General features: G+C 64.6%; 13 protein-coding genes. 7 read left to right on the forward strand and 6 right to left on the reverse strand.

All coding sequences use genetic code 11. The features are described 5' to 3' along the window. Positions 1–71: 71 nt before the first annotated feature. A complete protein-coding gene (locus ACLFKU_RS28045; RefSeq protein WP_410851234.1) occupies positions 72–2,741 on the reverse strand; it encodes an ATP-binding cassette domain-containing protein in 2,670 nt (889 codons plus the stop codon). Between the two features lie 144 nt (positions 2,742–2,885). Here ACLFKU_RS28045 and ACLFKU_RS28050 point away from each other — a divergent pair, with 144 nt between their 5' ends. Both ACLFKU_RS28050 and ACLFKU_RS28055 read left to right on the forward strand, forming a co-directional pair. Then, positions 2,886–3,059, forward strand: a complete 174-nt coding sequence (locus ACLFKU_RS28050) for a hypothetical protein (protein WP_013093753.1) — start codon at positions 2,886–2,888, stop codon at positions 3,057–3,059. 77 nt (positions 3,060–3,136) lie between these two features. Then, on the forward strand, positions 3,137–3,550 hold the full coding sequence (locus tag ACLFKU_RS28055; protein WP_368581260.1) for a hypothetical protein: 414 nt from the start codon (positions 3,137–3,139) through the stop codon (positions 3,548–3,550). On the opposite strand, the gene ACLFKU_RS28060 is transcribed toward ACLFKU_RS28055, so the two are convergent. Continuing rightward, complete coding sequence (locus ACLFKU_RS28060; RefSeq protein ID WP_410851235.1) at positions 3,539–5,068, reverse strand: CHAD domain-containing protein; 1,530 nt, start codon at positions 5,066–5,068, stop codon at positions 3,539–3,541. The genes ACLFKU_RS28055 and ACLFKU_RS28060 overlap by 12 nt on opposite strands. 288 nt (positions 5,069–5,356) lie before the next feature. Here ACLFKU_RS28060 and ACLFKU_RS28065 point away from each other — a divergent pair, with 288 nt between their 5' ends. Both ACLFKU_RS28065 and ACLFKU_RS28070 read left to right on the forward strand, forming a co-directional pair. Beyond that, positions 5,357–5,914 (forward strand): TetR/AcrR family transcriptional regulator, encoded by a 558-nt coding sequence (locus tag ACLFKU_RS28065; RefSeq protein ID WP_410851236.1) that lies wholly within the window; start codon positions 5,357–5,359, stop codon positions 5,912–5,914. A gap of 135 nt (positions 5,915–6,049) precedes the next feature. Continuing rightward, entirely contained in the window at positions 6,050–7,000 is a 951-nt protein-coding gene (locus tag ACLFKU_RS28070) for an alpha/beta fold hydrolase (protein WP_410851237.1), read from the forward strand. Positions 7,001–7,033: 33 nt separating this feature from the next. Here the strand turns inward: ACLFKU_RS28070 and ACLFKU_RS28075 are convergent, their stop codons facing one another. Continuing rightward, entirely contained in the window at positions 7,034–7,828 is a 795-nt protein-coding gene (locus ACLFKU_RS28075; protein ID WP_410851290.1) for a DUF2182 domain-containing protein, read from the reverse strand. A gap of 2 nt (positions 7,829–7,830) precedes the next feature. Beyond that, the gene (locus ACLFKU_RS28080) at positions 7,831–8,433 is read right to left on the reverse strand and encodes a DUF1326 domain-containing protein (protein WP_018436175.1); all 603 of its coding nucleotides are present in this window, start codon (positions 8,431–8,433) and stop codon (positions 7,831–7,833) included. Positions 8,434–8,769: 336 nt separating this feature from the next. Between ACLFKU_RS28080 and acnB the strand changes: the two genes are divergently transcribed. The 3 genes from acnB (at position 8,770) to ACLFKU_RS28095 (ending at position 13,354) form a co-directional block, all read left to right on the forward strand. After that, entirely contained in the window at positions 8,770–11,355 is a 2,586-nt protein-coding gene (gene acnB / locus ACLFKU_RS28085) for a bifunctional aconitate hydratase 2/2-methylisocitrate dehydratase (RefSeq protein WP_410851238.1), read from the forward strand. Between the two features lie 365 nt (positions 11,356–11,720). Further along, a complete protein-coding gene (locus tag ACLFKU_RS28090) occupies positions 11,721–12,089 on the forward strand; it encodes a YciI family protein (protein ID WP_368581265.1) in 369 nt (122 codons plus the stop codon). Next, positions 12,086–13,354, forward strand: a complete 1,269-nt coding sequence (locus tag ACLFKU_RS28095; protein WP_410851239.1) for an RNA polymerase sigma factor — start codon at positions 12,086–12,088, stop codon at positions 13,352–13,354. The genes ACLFKU_RS28090 and ACLFKU_RS28095 overlap by 4 nt, the downstream gene beginning before the upstream one ends. Positions 13,355–13,402: 48 nt before the next feature. Here ACLFKU_RS28095 and ACLFKU_RS28100 read toward each other — a convergent pair whose 3' ends face one another. Together ACLFKU_RS28100 and ACLFKU_RS28105 are read right to left on the reverse strand one after the other, a co-directional pair. After that, on the reverse strand, positions 13,403–13,894 hold the full coding sequence (locus ACLFKU_RS28100) for a lytic transglycosylase domain-containing protein (RefSeq protein ID WP_410851240.1): 492 nt from the start codon (positions 13,892–13,894) through the stop codon (positions 13,403–13,405). Between the two features lie 22 nt (positions 13,895–13,916). After that, positions 13,917–14,255: a hypothetical protein gene (locus ACLFKU_RS28105; RefSeq protein ID WP_410851241.1), complete on the reverse strand. Its 339-nt coding sequence runs from the start codon at positions 14,253–14,255 to the stop codon at positions 13,917–13,919. Positions 14,256–14,258: the final 3 nt, after the last annotated feature.

The following is a 14,258-nucleotide window of genomic DNA, read 5'->3' on the forward strand; positions in this document are numbered from 1 at the left end:
AGTGCTTGCTACCTGACGGGCCTGCAGAGAAAGCTTAGAACACTGATCGGTCTTATGCATGCGTCCCCAGCTCAAGCCACGAGGTGTTGCCGCAGATACACGGCCGTGCGGCTTTCCTTCCTGCACGCGACTTCGGCCGGCGTGCCGCTCGCCACGATCGTCCCGCCGGCGTCGCCGGCGCCCGGGCCGACGTCGATGACCCAGTCGCTCTGCGCGGCCACCCGCATGTCGTGCTCGACCACCACCACGGTATTGCCCACCTCGACGAGCCGTTGCAGTTGCACCATCAGCCGGTCCACATCGGCGGCATGGAGGCCGGTCGTCGGTTCGTCGAGGATGTACAACGTGTCCCCGCGCTGTGCGCGTTGCAGTTCGGTGGCGAGCTTGATGCGCTGCGCCTCGCCGCCCGATAGCTCGGTGGCGGGCTGGCCGAGCCGCAGATAGCCGAGGCCGATGTCGCGCAGCGCATTCAGCGCGCGCATCACGCCCGGCTCATCGGCAAAGAAGCTGCACGCGGCATCGACGGTCAGGCCCAGCACCTCGGCGATGTTTTTATCGCGCCACGTGATCTCCAGCGTCGATGCGTTGTAGCGGGTGCCGTGACAGGTCGAACAAGGCGCATACACGCTCGGCAGAAATAGCAATTCGACGCTGACGAAGCCTTCGCCTTCGCAGGTCGGGCAGCGGCCTTGCGCGACGTTGAACGAAAAGCGCCCGGCGCTATAGCGACGCTTGCGCGCGCTGGGCGTGTCCGCGAACAGCTTGCGCACGTGGTCGAAAAGGCCCGTATAGGTCGCGAGGTTGGAACGCGGCGTGCGTCCGATCGGCTTCTGATCGACACGTACGAGCCGGCGCAGCGCGTCCATGCCGTCGGCGATATGGCCGCTCGTGGGCGTCGTCGCGGTGGCGAGCAGCGGGTCCGGTTCGTCATCGTCCGGGCTTTCGATGATCTTTCCCAGCCGCCGCGCGACCAGTTCCGGGAGCGCCTGGCTCACGAGGCTCGATTTGCCGGAGCCCGAGACGCCGGTGACCGTCGTCAGGCAGCCGAGCGGGAACGCGGCGTTCAAGCCGTGCAGATTGTTGCGCGTGATATTGGCGAGCCGCAGCCAGCCGGCGGCGTCGCGCGGTACGCGATCGACTTGCGCGGGCGGGGCGAACAGATGGCGGCGCGTCTGTGACGCCTCGACCGTCGCGAGTCCCTGCGGCGGCCCGCTATAAACCACGTGACCGCCCGCTTCGCCGGCCGCCGGACCGACATCGACCAGCCAGTCGGCGCGCCGCATCATCTGCAAATCGTGCTCGACGACGAACAGCGAATTACCTGCCGCCTTCAGTTCCTGCAGCGCGCTGAAAAGCGCTTCGCCATCGGCGGGATGCAAGCCGGCCGATGGCTCGTCGAGCACGTACACGACACCGAAGAGTTGCGACGACAATTGCGTGGCCAGTCGCAAGCGCTGCAATTCACCCGACGACAGCGTCGGCGTGCCACGTTCGAGCGCGAGATAGCCGAGGCCCAGCTCGACCAGCGTGGTCAGGCGTTCCAGCAGTTCGGCGGCGATCCGCTGCGCGGCGAGGCGTTTCTCCCCGGACAGGTTCGGCGTGCGCCGGACATCGGGCGACGCCTTGTGCGCGGAGCCGCCGGCGGCGACCCGCTTGTCGACGGCGTCACGCATCGCGCTTCTGCTGAGTACGCTGCCCTGGCCGGTGGTCGACGTCTGCGGCTCCGGCCATTCGCCGCGTGCAATCGGCGCGAGAATCGCGGCGAGTTCGGCGAGCGGCAACTGTGAAAACTCGCCGATATCCAATCCGGCGAATTTCACCGACAGCGCTTCTTTCTTGAGCCGTTTGCCATCGCAAGCCGGGCACTCGCTGCCGACCATGTACTGCGACACGCGCTTTTTCATCAGCGCGCTTTGGGTGGTCGCAAAGGTATGCAGCACGTACCGGCGCGCGCCCGTGAACGTGCCCTGATAGCTCGGCTCGTCCTTGCGCCTGAGCGCGGCGCGGGTCTCCTTCGGCGTGAGGCCGGCATAGACGGGCACGGTCGGCTGTTCGTCGGTGAAGAGAATCCAGTCGCGATCCTTTTTCGGCAGATCGCGCCACGGCGTGTCGACGTCGTAGCCGAGGGTCACGAGGATGTCGCGCAGATTCTGCCCGTGCCACGCCGGCGGCCACGCTGCGATCGCGCGCTCGCGGATCGTGAGCGAGTCGTCGGGCACCATCGATTTCTCGGTGACCTCGTACACGCGGCCCAATCCATGGCAGGTCGGGCAGGCGCCTTGCACCGTGTTCGGAGAAAAGTCCTCGGCGAACAGCATCGGCTGTTTCGGGGGATAGTCACCGGTTCGCGAATACAGCATGCGCACGAGGCTCGACAGCGTCGTCACGCTGCCCACCGATGAACGCGCGCTCGGTGCGCCTCGTTGCTGTTGCAGCGCAACCGCGGGCGGCAGCCCTTCGATCGCATCGACTTCGGGCACGCCGACCTGTTCGATCAGGCGCCTCGCATACGGCGCGACCGATTCGAAGTAGCGCCGCTGCGCCTCCGCGTATAGCGTGCCGAACGCCAGCGATGATTTGCCCGAGCCCGACACGCCCGTGAACACGACCAGCGCATCGCGTGGAATCTGCACGTCGACGTTTTTCAGATTGTGCTCGCGCGCGCCTCGCACGCATACGAAGCCGGTGCGACCACCGGACGGCGGCGCGTTTGGGCGGGGTGGGGTGCGGGGAGCGTCCATATCGATCGGTAATAGAAGAGGGCGCTGCCTGCAGGGCCGCGCAAACGGTGATGTGGGACGCACAGACTATGCCAGACACGTCGGCAGATGACATCAGGCGCGCAATGTGCTTAGAGATAGGCCCGTGGATCAAGGAGAACAACGATGACCCTGCTCATCTATCTGGTCGGATGGATCATTTTCATTGGTGGCGTCGCGTGGGGATTGATGGCGCTGCATGTCGCGCAGCACATCATTGCCATCGTGGCCGTGATACTGCTCGGCATCGCGGTGATTACGGGCGCCACGCGAGCGCGTAATCGAGATCGGTCGTCATAGCGAAGTTCCACGCTACGGCGCGCTCGCGATGTACCATTTCCGCGTGGAATCTCACGCCGGACATCGTGGAGCACATCATGGGAAGCGCATGGAAACGCCGCTTCAAACTGCTTGTCCAGCGTTTCTGGCAGCCAACCAGCGCGTGCATGACCTGTATGCCGGGGAGCTGGGGCAACGTGATGAGCCTCACGCACTGGGCGATCGCATTCAAGACCGGGCTGCTCACCGGTGTGCTCGCGCTGCTGCTCACCTTCACGCCGGCGGCGAAGTGGTACGGGAATCGCTATAGCAACGCACTGCTCGTCGGTTGCCTGACCGCCATCGGCGATGCCTATTCTCATCTGAGCCACTACCGCTTTCATGCGCTCGAACACATCGCGACGGGGGTCATGTCAGGCCTGTTTGCGCTCGCTGCGTCGTACCTGTTCGAGGATCGCGCGCGCCGCGTGCGCGCGGCATGGTCGCGTTTGTTCGGACCATCAGTGCGGTGACGAAAGCAGCTTGAAGCGCTTCCACAGCTTCTTCAATGTCCGATGATCGGCAGCGACCCGCGACGCGAGGAAGCCACGTGCGAAGGCCGCGCCCGAGGCCGCCTCGGGCGCCGTCGTCAGCAGCGACTTCAGCAGCTGATCGGCGACGACGGCATCGTTGCGCCAGCCGAGATCGTCCTGAAGCGCGGTGAGCGCCTCGACATAGTGGCGGACGACCCGCCGCGGGCATAGCGACGCGAAGAACTCGGTGGCGTATCGAACTTTCTTCGCCGCGATGCGGGCGCGGTGACGGCTGTGATCGTCGAGATCGGCCAAACCCTTGCCACGTTTGATCAGTTTCTTGTGCCGACGGCGCAGAACATCGGCGGCGAAGGGCTTCACCGGGGTGCTGATCACGTCGCGCTGTTCGTCGGACATCTCATCTCGCCAACCCTTGCGGGTCACCCAGAGCGCCAGCTGGAGCGCGAGCCGCGTATAGCGAACCGATTCGACCGCGGCCGCCGCGCGCTGCCGGTTGTTGACCGCAATCTGCTCGCAAGCCTCTCTGACGGGGCGGATCTCTTCCGTACCGCCGTCGGCGCCGGCATGTTCGAGCGTCGATCCCGCGAGCACTTCCCAGTCGCGCGCGGCGCCGAGTTCCGAGGCAATCCAGCGCAACTCCTCGTCGAAGCCGGGAGCGGCGGGGATGACCTTCGCAAACAGGTCGAGGGCCGAACGCAAGCGGCGAAGCCCCACGCGCATCTGATGGACGCTCGATGGATCGTGGCCCGACACGACGCCCAGCTCATTCGCGTGGACCTGGTCCAGACAGTTGCGCACAATCACGCAGAATGCATCCTCGATCGAATCGCGCTTGTCCAGTCGCACCGGTTGCGCTTTCACCGCCTCGCTGTGCTCGGCTACCAGCAGTGCATACCCGATATCGGCCTTGCTGCGATGATCGATACGCAGCGGCACGGTTTCGAGCATTTCCAGCGCGACGCGGTACAGCATGTCCGGATCGCCCTGTTTCAATTCCAGTTCCACGGCGGCGATCTGCACCGAGCCCGGCTCCGCCTCGATGGTTCCTTCGTCCAGAGCAAGCTCGAGTTCGTATCCGGACGGCTGGCGCAGCGCAAATGCCGAGCGGTTGATCCGCGTGACGAATACGGGCTTCAGTTGGGCGGGAACGGTCTCGTCGCGAATCAGCTTCCCGCAGTCGCTGTCGTCGGGGATCTGGTCGCACAGCAGCTTCAGATCGGGCACGTCGCTCGTCACGGGCATCTCGAACTCGTCCCTGTCGAACAGCCCCGCCTTGGCCGAGCCTTCGAGCTTCAGCGTCTGGATTTTCTCGTTGCCGACGCTGCGCACGCGCAGGGAAGCCCCGCACCAGTGAAATGAAAACTCCGGTGTATCGAAATAGGTGCTGGTCAGCAGGTGAGGCGTTCCCGCTGTGGCTTCCGATTGCGCGAGTATCGATGCGTTGCGCAATTTGCCGAGATCTTCGTTCGCAACGCGCAGCTTTAGCTCCCGTTCCATGCCGCCTCCGAAATGAGCACCATACCGTCAGACTACACCGGATTCGCTGGAGCGCGTCGCGCCCGATCGCCCCGAGTGACCGCGCCGATAGAAGTTGTGCACAGAAAAAGTGGATAAGGCGGTGGACAAGTTTTGCACGACTGCCTCGAAACCGGACCGCGGTTTTCGGAACCCTACGCGACGGGACATCTTGATTAGGAAATGACCATTTCCTATAATCGCGCCATGACCGCACGCCACCATCCTGCCAGACAGCCTCGAGCTCCAGGTCGTCCTCGCGAATTCGACATGGACGTCGCGCTGGACGGCGCAATCCAGATTTTTCGCGAACGCGGCTATCAAGGGACGTCTCTTGGCGACCTCGGTGCCGCGATGGGCCTCACGGCCGGCAGTATCTACAAGGCGTTCACCGATAAGCGGGCGGTGTTTCTTGCCGCGCTCGAGCGCTACATCCGTCTACGAAATGGCCAGTTGCAAAGCCTGCTCGACGCGGAGCAAACCGGCCGCAACAAGGTGCGGGCCGTTCTGCGGTTTTATGCCGAGTCCGCAGTTGGCGACGAGGGCAAGCGGGGCTGTCTCGTAGTCGGAAGCGCAATCGATCTGCTGGCTTTCGATGATGAGGTCGCCGGTCATGTCGCCGCTTCTTTGCAGCGAACGGAGCGTCTGTTGTGCCGTCTGATCCGGCTGGGCCAGACAGACGGTTCGATCGCGTCTGCCGTGGATGCGGACGCTACCGGCCGCGCCCTGCTGAGTTTGACGCAAGGTTTGAGGGTCGTCGGCAAAGTCGGGCGGCCCCGGGCGCACATAATGGCGGCGGCGGAGCAGGCCATGCGTCTGCTGGACTAAGCACAGCAAGATATAGCATCGCATCAGTTACCAGTGCTGCTCGCCAAATTAGGAAATGACTATTTCCTAACGTAACCCGCCGATGAGAAACAGCCGCTCAACGATGTAATCACTCAACCCAAAGGAGTCTCGTTCGTGAAAGCACTTCACTCGCCCATGCCATCTGGGAGTTCCGAAATCGTAATCACGCTGCCAGCATCAAGGCCCGTTCCGGGGTTGGAAGGATTCGAGCACAAGTTCGCAACCGTAGACGGACTGAGACTGCACTACGTCACCGGTGGAAACCCACAGGGTGACGTGATCGTGTTGCTCGCGGGCTTTCCGCAGAGCTGGTTCGCGTGGCGCAACGTGATCGCGCTGCTTGCAAAGACCTATCGAATCGTCGCAGCGGACCTTCCCGGACAAGGTGATTCGGATCGTCCTATGGACGGCTACGACACGCAGACCCTTGCGAGCCATGTCCACGGTTTGCTCCAGCAACTCGGAGTGAGCCGGTACTTTCTCGCCGGACACGACATTGGAGCGTGGGTGGCTTTTCCTTACGCGGTGATGTTCGCCGACGAGGTCCGTCGCCTTGCGCTGCTGGATGCGGGGATCCCCGGCGTGACGTTGCCCGATGCGTTGCCGATCGCGCCCGAGCGTGCATGGCGTACCTGGCATTTTGCGTTTCACGTCCTACCGGATCTGCCGGAAGTGCTGCTTGCCGGCAAGGAGCGCGAATACCTCGACTGGTTTTTGCGGCGAAAGACGGCCAATCCCGACACGTTCACTGATGCCGATATCGATGAATATCTGCGGATTCTGAAGAAAGACGGCGGCTTGCGCGCGGGTCTTGCGTATTACCGCGCCGCGAACGTGTCCGCCCGGCAGAACGCGGAATTGAAGCAGCGAGGCAGGCTCGATTTGCCACTGCTGGCGCTCGGTTCCGATCAAGGCTCCATCGCCGATATGGCGACCCCTCTGCGAGCCTTTTTCACCGACGTCCAAGGCCGCACCATTAGTCACTGCGGGCACTTCATTCCAGAAGAACAACCGCGCGCGGTTGCCGACGAACTCGCGGCATTCTTTGGAAGCGCAGAGCGATAACGGGGCAGGTGCGTGCAGGCCGCCGGGCACGGCTCAGGCAATGAGGGAGGAGTGCTGTACGACGATCCACGCGGACCATGCAAGCAACGCGACGCCGAGCGGCTTGCCGATCGACCTGCCCCAGCGGAAATTCTTCTCGGCCGACATGATCGCGCCCAGCGCCAGCATCCAGCCGACACTGCCGGTGCCGACCGCGAACATCAGCAGCATCAGCGCCCAACAGCAGCCGACGCAGAACGCGCCGTGACTGAGGCCGAGCACGAAGCTCTCGCGGCGCGCGCTTTTGCCCCGCCAATGCCCGGTGATGAACATCAGCGGCGAGCGGCATTTGTCGAGACATCGATGTTTGAGGCTGCTGAACTGATAGAGGCCCGCGAGCGCGACGATCGCCGCGCCGATCAGCCAGCCGTTCGCAAGCAAGCTCGGAACCTGCGCGGCGACCAGATGGAGCGCCGCGTCGAAGCCGTGCGCGACCACGCCGAACAGCGCCCACGTCGTCGCATAACCGACGATCAGAAGCGCCATCAGCGTGCGCCGGTTGTCGCGCGCGACGGTCATCCGCCGGAAGGTGTCGAACAGCGGGAAGGCGCTCGGCAGCATCATCGCCGCGATCATCAGCAGCCATGCGGCGCTGTGCAGCAGCGCCGCGATCGTGACGCTAGCACCGGGCATCGCGCGGCATATCGGGCCGACGAGCGGCAGTTCGTCCCAGCTTGTGTGACGCAGGTAACGCGCATAAGGCCCCGCGTCCCACGCCCATAACGCGATCCACGCGCTGCTCGTCAATGCGACGAAGAGCGGCGCGAACAGCCGCGAGCGTGCGAGCATCTTCACGACGCGAAGTTGAACGATCCCTGAATGGCGTTATGTCCGCTCAACGCGAGATCGAGATCGAGCTTTTCGTGCCGCAGGCGGAAAGAGTTCGCCTTGCCGACGAAAGCAGGGGAGCCCGGTATCGTCGAAAAGATGCTTTCGACCAGCTTGGTCGGCTCGCCGGTCGGGCCGCGATAAGGTTCCAACTCGGCATCGATTGCTTCGCCGACTTTCATCCTGCCCTTGCCGTCGACGACCGTGTATTCGATCGGCACGCGTTCCACCGACACGACTTCGCCGATCAACTGCACGAGATCCGCGAGGGGGCCGCCGCGCTCGCCACGGTGCACGCTCACCAGAGCATCGAATTGCGCGTCGCTCGCGCGCTCGTCGACGAACATCGCGACGCGCCAGCCGCCTTTGAGCACATTGCCGGGAATGAACGCCGCGAACGCGATCGTCAGGCCCGATACATCGACGCCGTCGATCGTGCCTCGCTCGTAGTGGTAAGCCATCGCACTGCGGCACGAGCCGTTGTCGGGATCTTCTCCGATCCAGCAAGGACACAGCACCTTGCATTCGCACACTTCGAGGATGCTGCCCATCAGTTGATAGCTCATTTGCACCTCCGCCGCCGGTTGAATCCGGCCGGGAAGAACATCGCCGGACATCCTCAGTTGTAGGCGTTAAGCGGGCAGTAATCAAAGCATTCGAGCGACGGCGAATGATTGAAACGGCTTACACAGTCGGTGCTTTTGCGATGGCGGGGAAGCGTGCGCACAGCACCCGAAGCGCATCGAGCATCGCCGGTGTCCGCTGGCCAACTCTTATATAAGACATAAGACATTTGACCGTGGAGGGGGATTGCAATTAAAATCGCGATCGAAGCAGTGCCCGGCACAGCTTGGAGTGCCTAAAAAGCCTTTCCCTGAAACGCAAATACCAGCAGGTCCCCCATGCTTGAAAACTTTCGTGCTCACGTGGCCGCACGCGCCGCGCTCGGCATTCCTCCCCTGCCGCTGACGGCTCAGCAGACCGCCGAGCTGGTCGAGCTCCTGACGAACCCGCCCGCTGGCGAAGAGCAGACGCTGCTCGACCTGATCACCAACCGCGTGCCCGCCGGCGTGGACGAAGCCGCCCGCGTGAAGGCAGGTTTCCTCGCCGCGGTGGCCAAAGGCGAGACCGCCTGCGCACTGATCTCGCGCGAGCGCGCCACCGAACTGCTCGGCACGATGCTGGGCGGCTACAACATCCAGCCGCTGATCGAACTGCTGTCCGACGCCGAAGTGGGCACCGTGGCCGCCGACGCGCTGAAGAAAACCCTGCTGATGTTCGACCAGTTCCACGACGTCAAGGAACTGGCCGACAAGGGCAACGCCAATGCGAAGGCCGTGATGCAAAGCTGGGCCGACGCCGAATGGTTCACGAGCCGTCCGGAAGTGCCGCAAAGCCTGACCATCACCGTGTTCAAGGTGACGGGCGAAACCAATACCGACGACCTGTCGCCGGCTCCGGACGCGACCACCCGTCCGGACATCCCGCTGCACGCGCTGGCGATGCTGAAGAACGCGCGTCCCGGCATCACGCCGGAAGAAGACGGCAAGCGCGGCCCGGTCAAGTTCATCGAGTCGCTGAAGGAAAAGGGCCACCTGGTCGCGTACGTGGGCGACGTGGTCGGCACCGGCTCCTCGCGCAAGTCGGCCACCAACTCGGTGCTGTGGTTCACGGGCGAAGACATCCCCTTCATCCCGAACAAGCGCTTCGGCGGCGTGTGTCTCGGCGGCAAGATCGCCCCGATCTTCTACAACACGATGGAAGACGCCGGCGCGCTGCCGATCGAGCTCGACGTGTCGAAGATGGAAATGGGCGACGTGGTCGAACTGCGCCCGTACGAAGGCAAGGCGCTAAAGAACGGCGAAGTGATCGCCGAGTTCCAGGTCAAGTCCGACGTGCTGTTCGACGAAGTGCGCGCCGGCGGCCGCATTCCGCTGATCGTCGGCCGCGGCCTGACCGCCAAGGCGCGTGAAGCGCTGGGTCTCGCTCCGTCGACGCTGTTCCGCCTGCCGCAGCAGCCGGCCAACAGCGGCAAGGGCTTCTCGCTGGCGCAGAAGATGGTCGGCCGTGCTTGCGGTCTGCCGGAAGGGGAAGGCGTCCGTCCGGGCACGTACTGCGAACCGAAGATGACCTCGGTCGGCTCGCAGGACACCACCGGCCCGATGACCCGCGACGAGCTCAAGGACCTGGCGTGCCTCGGCTTCTCGGCCGATCTCGTGATGCAGTCGTTCTGCCACACCGCCGCTTATCCGAAGCCGGTCGACGTGAAGACCCACCAGACGCTGCCGAACTTCATCAGCAACCGTGGCGGCATCGCGCTGCGCCCGGGCGACGGCGTGATCCACTCGTGGCTGAACCGCATGCTGCTGCCCGACACCGTCGGCACCGGCGGCGACTCGCACACGCGCTTCCCGATCGGCATCAGCTTCCCGGCAGGTTCGGGTCTGGTCGCGTTCGCGGCCGCCACCGGCACGATGCCGCTGGACATGCCGGAATCGGTGCTGGTCCGCTTCAAGGGCAAGATGCAGCCGGGCGTGACCCTGCGTGACCTGGTCAACGCGATTCCGCTGTACGCGATCAAGCAGGGCACGCTGACGGTTGCCAAGCAAGGCAAGAAGAACATCTTCTCCGGCCGCATTCTCGAAATCGAAGGCCTGCCCGATCTGAAGGTCGAGCAAGCGTTCGAATTGTCGGATGCATCGGCCGAGCGTTCGGCCGCCGGTTGCACGGTGCACCTGAACAAGGAACCGATCATCGAATACCTGAACAGCAACGTCACGCTGCTCAAGTGGATGATCGCCCAGGGCTACCAGGACCCGCGCAGCCTGCAGCGCCGCATCAAGGCGATGGAGCAGTGGCTGGCCGACCCGCAACTGCTGTCGCCGGATGCCGACGCCGAGTACGCGGCCGTCATCGAGATCGACCTCGCCGACATCCACGAGCCGATCGTGGCCTGCCCGAACGATCCGGACGACGTGAAGACGCTGTCGGACGTGGCCGGTGCCAAGATCGACGAAGTGTTCATTGGCTCGTGCATGACCAACATCGGTCACTTCCGCGCCGCGTCGAAGCTGCTCGAAGGTAAGCGCGACATCCCGGTCAAGCTGTGGGTGGCTCCGCCGACCAAGATGGATCAGAAGCAGCTGACCGAGGAAGGCCACTACGGCGTGTTCGGCACGGCTGGTGCGCGTACCGAAATGCCGGGCTGCTCGCTGTGCATGGGCAACCAGGCCCAGGTGCGCGAAGGCGCGACGGTCATGTCGACGTCGACCCGCAACTTCCCGAACCGCCTCGGCAAGAACACGAACGTGTACCTCGGCTCGGCGGAACTGGCGGCGATCTGCTCGCGTCTCGGCAAGATCCCGACCAAGGAAGAGTACATGGCCGATATGGGCGTGCTCAACGCCAACGGCGACAAGATCTATCAATACATGAACTTCGACCAGATCGAGGACTTCAAGGAAGTCGCCGACGGCGTGACGATGTAAGTGTGCTGTCGGGCTACGGCGTGTTGTTCGCGTCGTAGCACCACGAAATGGCGCCGCGGGCTGAATGCCAGCGGCGCCATTTTTTTTGCGTTGGTTTCGGATGTCCTGGCGTCCGATCCCCGGCCGGCGCTCTCTGCACTGTCCGCCAATCCCGGGTCGACAACCCAGCCAACCCGTCCGACAATGCTTTGCGAAACACGGTCGAACGGGCTGCGATTCAAACGTCTTTTTCCAATGCAGCGTGGGTCCCAGGTGGCCGTCCGCGAATTTTTTTGACGCCGCCTGTCCGTCCGCACGCAGCCCGCGCGTCATTGATATGGCGGCCGATGCAATTCATCCGCCTCAACCCCATGACGGAGGCTCAAATGGAATACCTGTTGATGATCTACTCGGAAGAAAGCAGCTGGAACAAGATGACCGACAGCGAGCGGCAGCAAGGCGTTGCCGCCTATCACGCGTACACCGAATCGTTGAAGAAATCGGGGGCTCTGGTGGGCGCCAACCGGCTGCAGCACTCGAACACGGCCACCACGGTGCGGCTCGTCGACGGCAAGCCGCAGGTGCTCGATGGCCCGTTTTCCGATACGAAGGAGCAACTCGCCGGCTACTACCTGATCGACGTGCCTAACCTCGACGCGGCGATGGCGTGGGCGTCGCGCTGTCCCGGCGCGGCGCACGGCGTGATGGAGGTGCGCCCGGTCTGGACCGCTCCGTACGAAGCGCCGTCTGCATGAGCCCGTCCGGCGACGCCCGAGGCAATGACGGCGTCGCGCGGTCGATCGCCGAGGCGGTCGCTCGCCGCAGCTACGGCAAGCTCGTCGCGCTGCTGGCGATGCGCACGCGCGACGTCGCCGCGGCCGAGGACGCGCTCGCCGATGCTTTCGCGGCGGCGCTCGCGGACTGGCCGGAGCACGGCTGTCCGGCCAGTCCAGAAGCGTGGCTGATGACGGTTGCGCGCCGCCGGGCAATCGACGGCGCGCGTCATCGCCAGGTCGGCGACGATGTGGCGAACCAGCTGCTGATTCTCGCCGACGAAATCGACGAGTGCGCGACAGACGCGTTGCCCGACCGGCGGCTGGCGCTGCTGTTCGCGTGCACGCACCCCGCGCTCGAGGCCCCGATTCGCACGCCGCTGATGCTGCAAGTGGTGTTGGGGCTGGAAGCGAAGACGATTGCGTCGGCGTTCCTGATGTCGCCCGCCGCGATGAGCAAGCGCCTCGTGCGGGCGAAGACCAAGATCCGCGAAGCGGGCATTCCGTTCAGCGTGCCCGAGCGCGAGGAACTGCCCCGCCGGCTCGACGCGGTGCTCGAAGCGGTCTATGCGGCGTATGCGGAAGGGTGGACGGACCCCATCGGCGGCGATACCGAGCGGCGCGAACTCGCCGACGAGGCGCTGTATCTCGCGCAACTGCTCGTCGAACTGCTTCCCGAAGAACCTGAGACGCTGGGCCTGCTCGCGCTGATGCTGTTTGCCCAGGCGCGGCGCGATGCGCGGCGCGATGCGGCTGGCGACTACGTGCCGCTGTCGGCACAAGACCCTGCAACATGGAACGCACCGATGATCGGCACGGCGAACGCACTGCTGCGGCGCGCGAACGCGTTCAACGCCATCGGGCGCTTTCAGCTCGAGGCCGCGCTGCAATCGGCGCATGTGGATCGCTGCCGGACGGGGCGGCCGAACTGGGACGAGATCGTGCAGCTCTACGATGGGCTGCTTTCGATTGCAGCGTCGCCGGTAGTCGCCGTGAACCGCGCGCTCGCGGTGGCGGAACGTGACGGCCCGCAGGCGGCGCTCGACGCGCTGGCGCCGTATGCGGACGATCCGCGGCTCACCGACTACCAGCCCTACTGGGCCGCGCGCGCCAATCTGCTCGCGCGTGCCGGCGCGACGGCACAAGCCCTCAGTGCGTACGATCTGGCGATCGGTCTGGAGCGTGACCCGGCCGTGCGGCGCTTCCTGCAGCGCAAGCGAATGGAGCTTGCATCGGCGGGGAGGTAGCGCAGCGCGATGCGCTGGCAACGACCCGCACGGCCCGCGCTTTGAATCTCACCGCTCCGGCTGCAACAGCCCCCAGCTGACGAGAATCGCCTGAATGCTGCGCGCGTAGGCGTCGCGCTCGCGCGGCGATTCCGAGTGATACGCACCGATCGCGCGCCATGTGTTGCCGTGCCGCACCATCTTCTGCTTGAGCAGCCAGGCGGCCACGAAGATATTCACGCACGGGTCCGTGAGCGCGCGGTGCGGAATGCCCTGGCTCGCCAGTTCCGGAAAGTGGATCGAATTGATCTGCAATTGGCCCACGTCGATCGAACCGTTGGCGTTGCGGTTGATGGCGCTCGTGTCGCCTTTCGATTCGCGCCATGCGACGGCGCGCAGCACGTGCGGATTGACGCCCTGGTAGGCGCCAGCCTTGTCGAAGCAATCGTCGGCGCTCGGGGCGGCTTGCGCGGACGAACTGCCGATGACCACCAGCGCCGCCCAGGCGCAGATGGCCCACGACCGCAAAGGGCGGAAGCCGTTGGTCTTGTGCTGGTCCATGGGTCGGGCTCCAGGTCCCGCTTTACTGCGCCAGCGCGGAATCGAGCTGCCGCTCGATGTCCTTCAGATAGGCGCGTGATTCATCGGAGACGACGAGGCGCGGTGTTGGCATCGCGCAGTGGCAATCGCGTTTTTGCGTCTTCTTCTTGTTGCGCGAGCTCGAGCGCGGCGCGGGGAGGTCGTCATCGTCGCCGGTGGAGGGCGGCAGCATCGCGAGCGTGGGCAGCGGCGGGTAGACCTTGTCCGCGGAGGCCAGGGTGGCAGGGGCGGCGGCGGCTGCCGGTGCGCCGGCGGCGGGCTGGCCCGCCCACGCGGCCGAACTCAAGCATAGCGATGCCGCGGCGAAAGCAATCAGGCGCATCGT

The sequence above is a fragment of the Paraburkholderia sp. EG304 genome (genome assembly GCF_046543485.1).
Lineage (GTDB): Bacteria > Pseudomonadota > Gammaproteobacteria > Burkholderiales > Burkholderiaceae > Paraburkholderia > Paraburkholderia youngii.

What these genes read in the sequence shown, in the direction of transcription:
- ACLFKU_RS28045 (WP_410851234.1), bottom strand. Translation starts at nt 2,741, where the DNA reads ATGGACGCTCCCCGCACCCCACCCCGCCCAAACGCGCCGCCGTCCGGT.
- ACLFKU_RS28050 (WP_013093753.1), top strand. Translation starts at nt 2,886, where the DNA reads ATGACCCTGCTCATCTATCTGGTCGGATGGATCATTTTCATTGGTGGC.
- ACLFKU_RS28055 (WP_368581260.1), top strand. Translation starts at nt 3,137, where the DNA reads ATGGGAAGCGCATGGAAACGCCGCTTCAAACTGCTTGTCCAGCGTTTC.
- ACLFKU_RS28060 (WP_410851235.1), bottom strand. Translation starts at nt 5,068, where the DNA reads ATGGAACGGGAGCTAAAGCTGCGCGTTGCGAACGAAGATCTCGGCAAA.
- ACLFKU_RS28065 (WP_410851236.1), top strand. Translation starts at nt 5,357, where the DNA reads ATGGACGTCGCGCTGGACGGCGCAATCCAGATTTTTCGCGAACGCGGC.
- ACLFKU_RS28075 (WP_410851290.1), bottom strand. Translation starts at nt 7,828, where the DNA reads ATGCTCGCACGCTCGCGGCTGTTCGCGCCGCTCTTCGTCGCATTGACG.
- ACLFKU_RS28080 (WP_018436175.1), bottom strand. Translation starts at nt 8,433, where the DNA reads ATGAGCTATCAACTGATGGGCAGCATCCTCGAAGTGTGCGAATGCAAG.
- acnB (WP_410851238.1), top strand. Translation starts at nt 8,770, where the DNA reads ATGCTTGAAAACTTTCGTGCTCACGTGGCCGCACGCGCCGCGCTCGGC.
- ACLFKU_RS28090 (WP_368581265.1), top strand. Translation starts at nt 11,721, where the DNA reads ATGGAATACCTGTTGATGATCTACTCGGAAGAAAGCAGCTGGAACAAG.
- ACLFKU_RS28095 (WP_410851239.1), top strand. Translation starts at nt 12,086, where the DNA reads ATGAGCCCGTCCGGCGACGCCCGAGGCAATGACGGCGTCGCGCGGTCG.
- ACLFKU_RS28100 (WP_410851240.1), bottom strand. Translation starts at nt 13,894, where the DNA reads ATGGACCAGCACAAGACCAACGGCTTCCGCCCTTTGCGGTCGTGGGCC.
- ACLFKU_RS28105 (WP_410851241.1), bottom strand. Translation starts at nt 14,255, where the DNA reads ATGCGCCTGATTGCTTTCGCCGCGGCATCGCTATGCTTGAGTTCGGCC.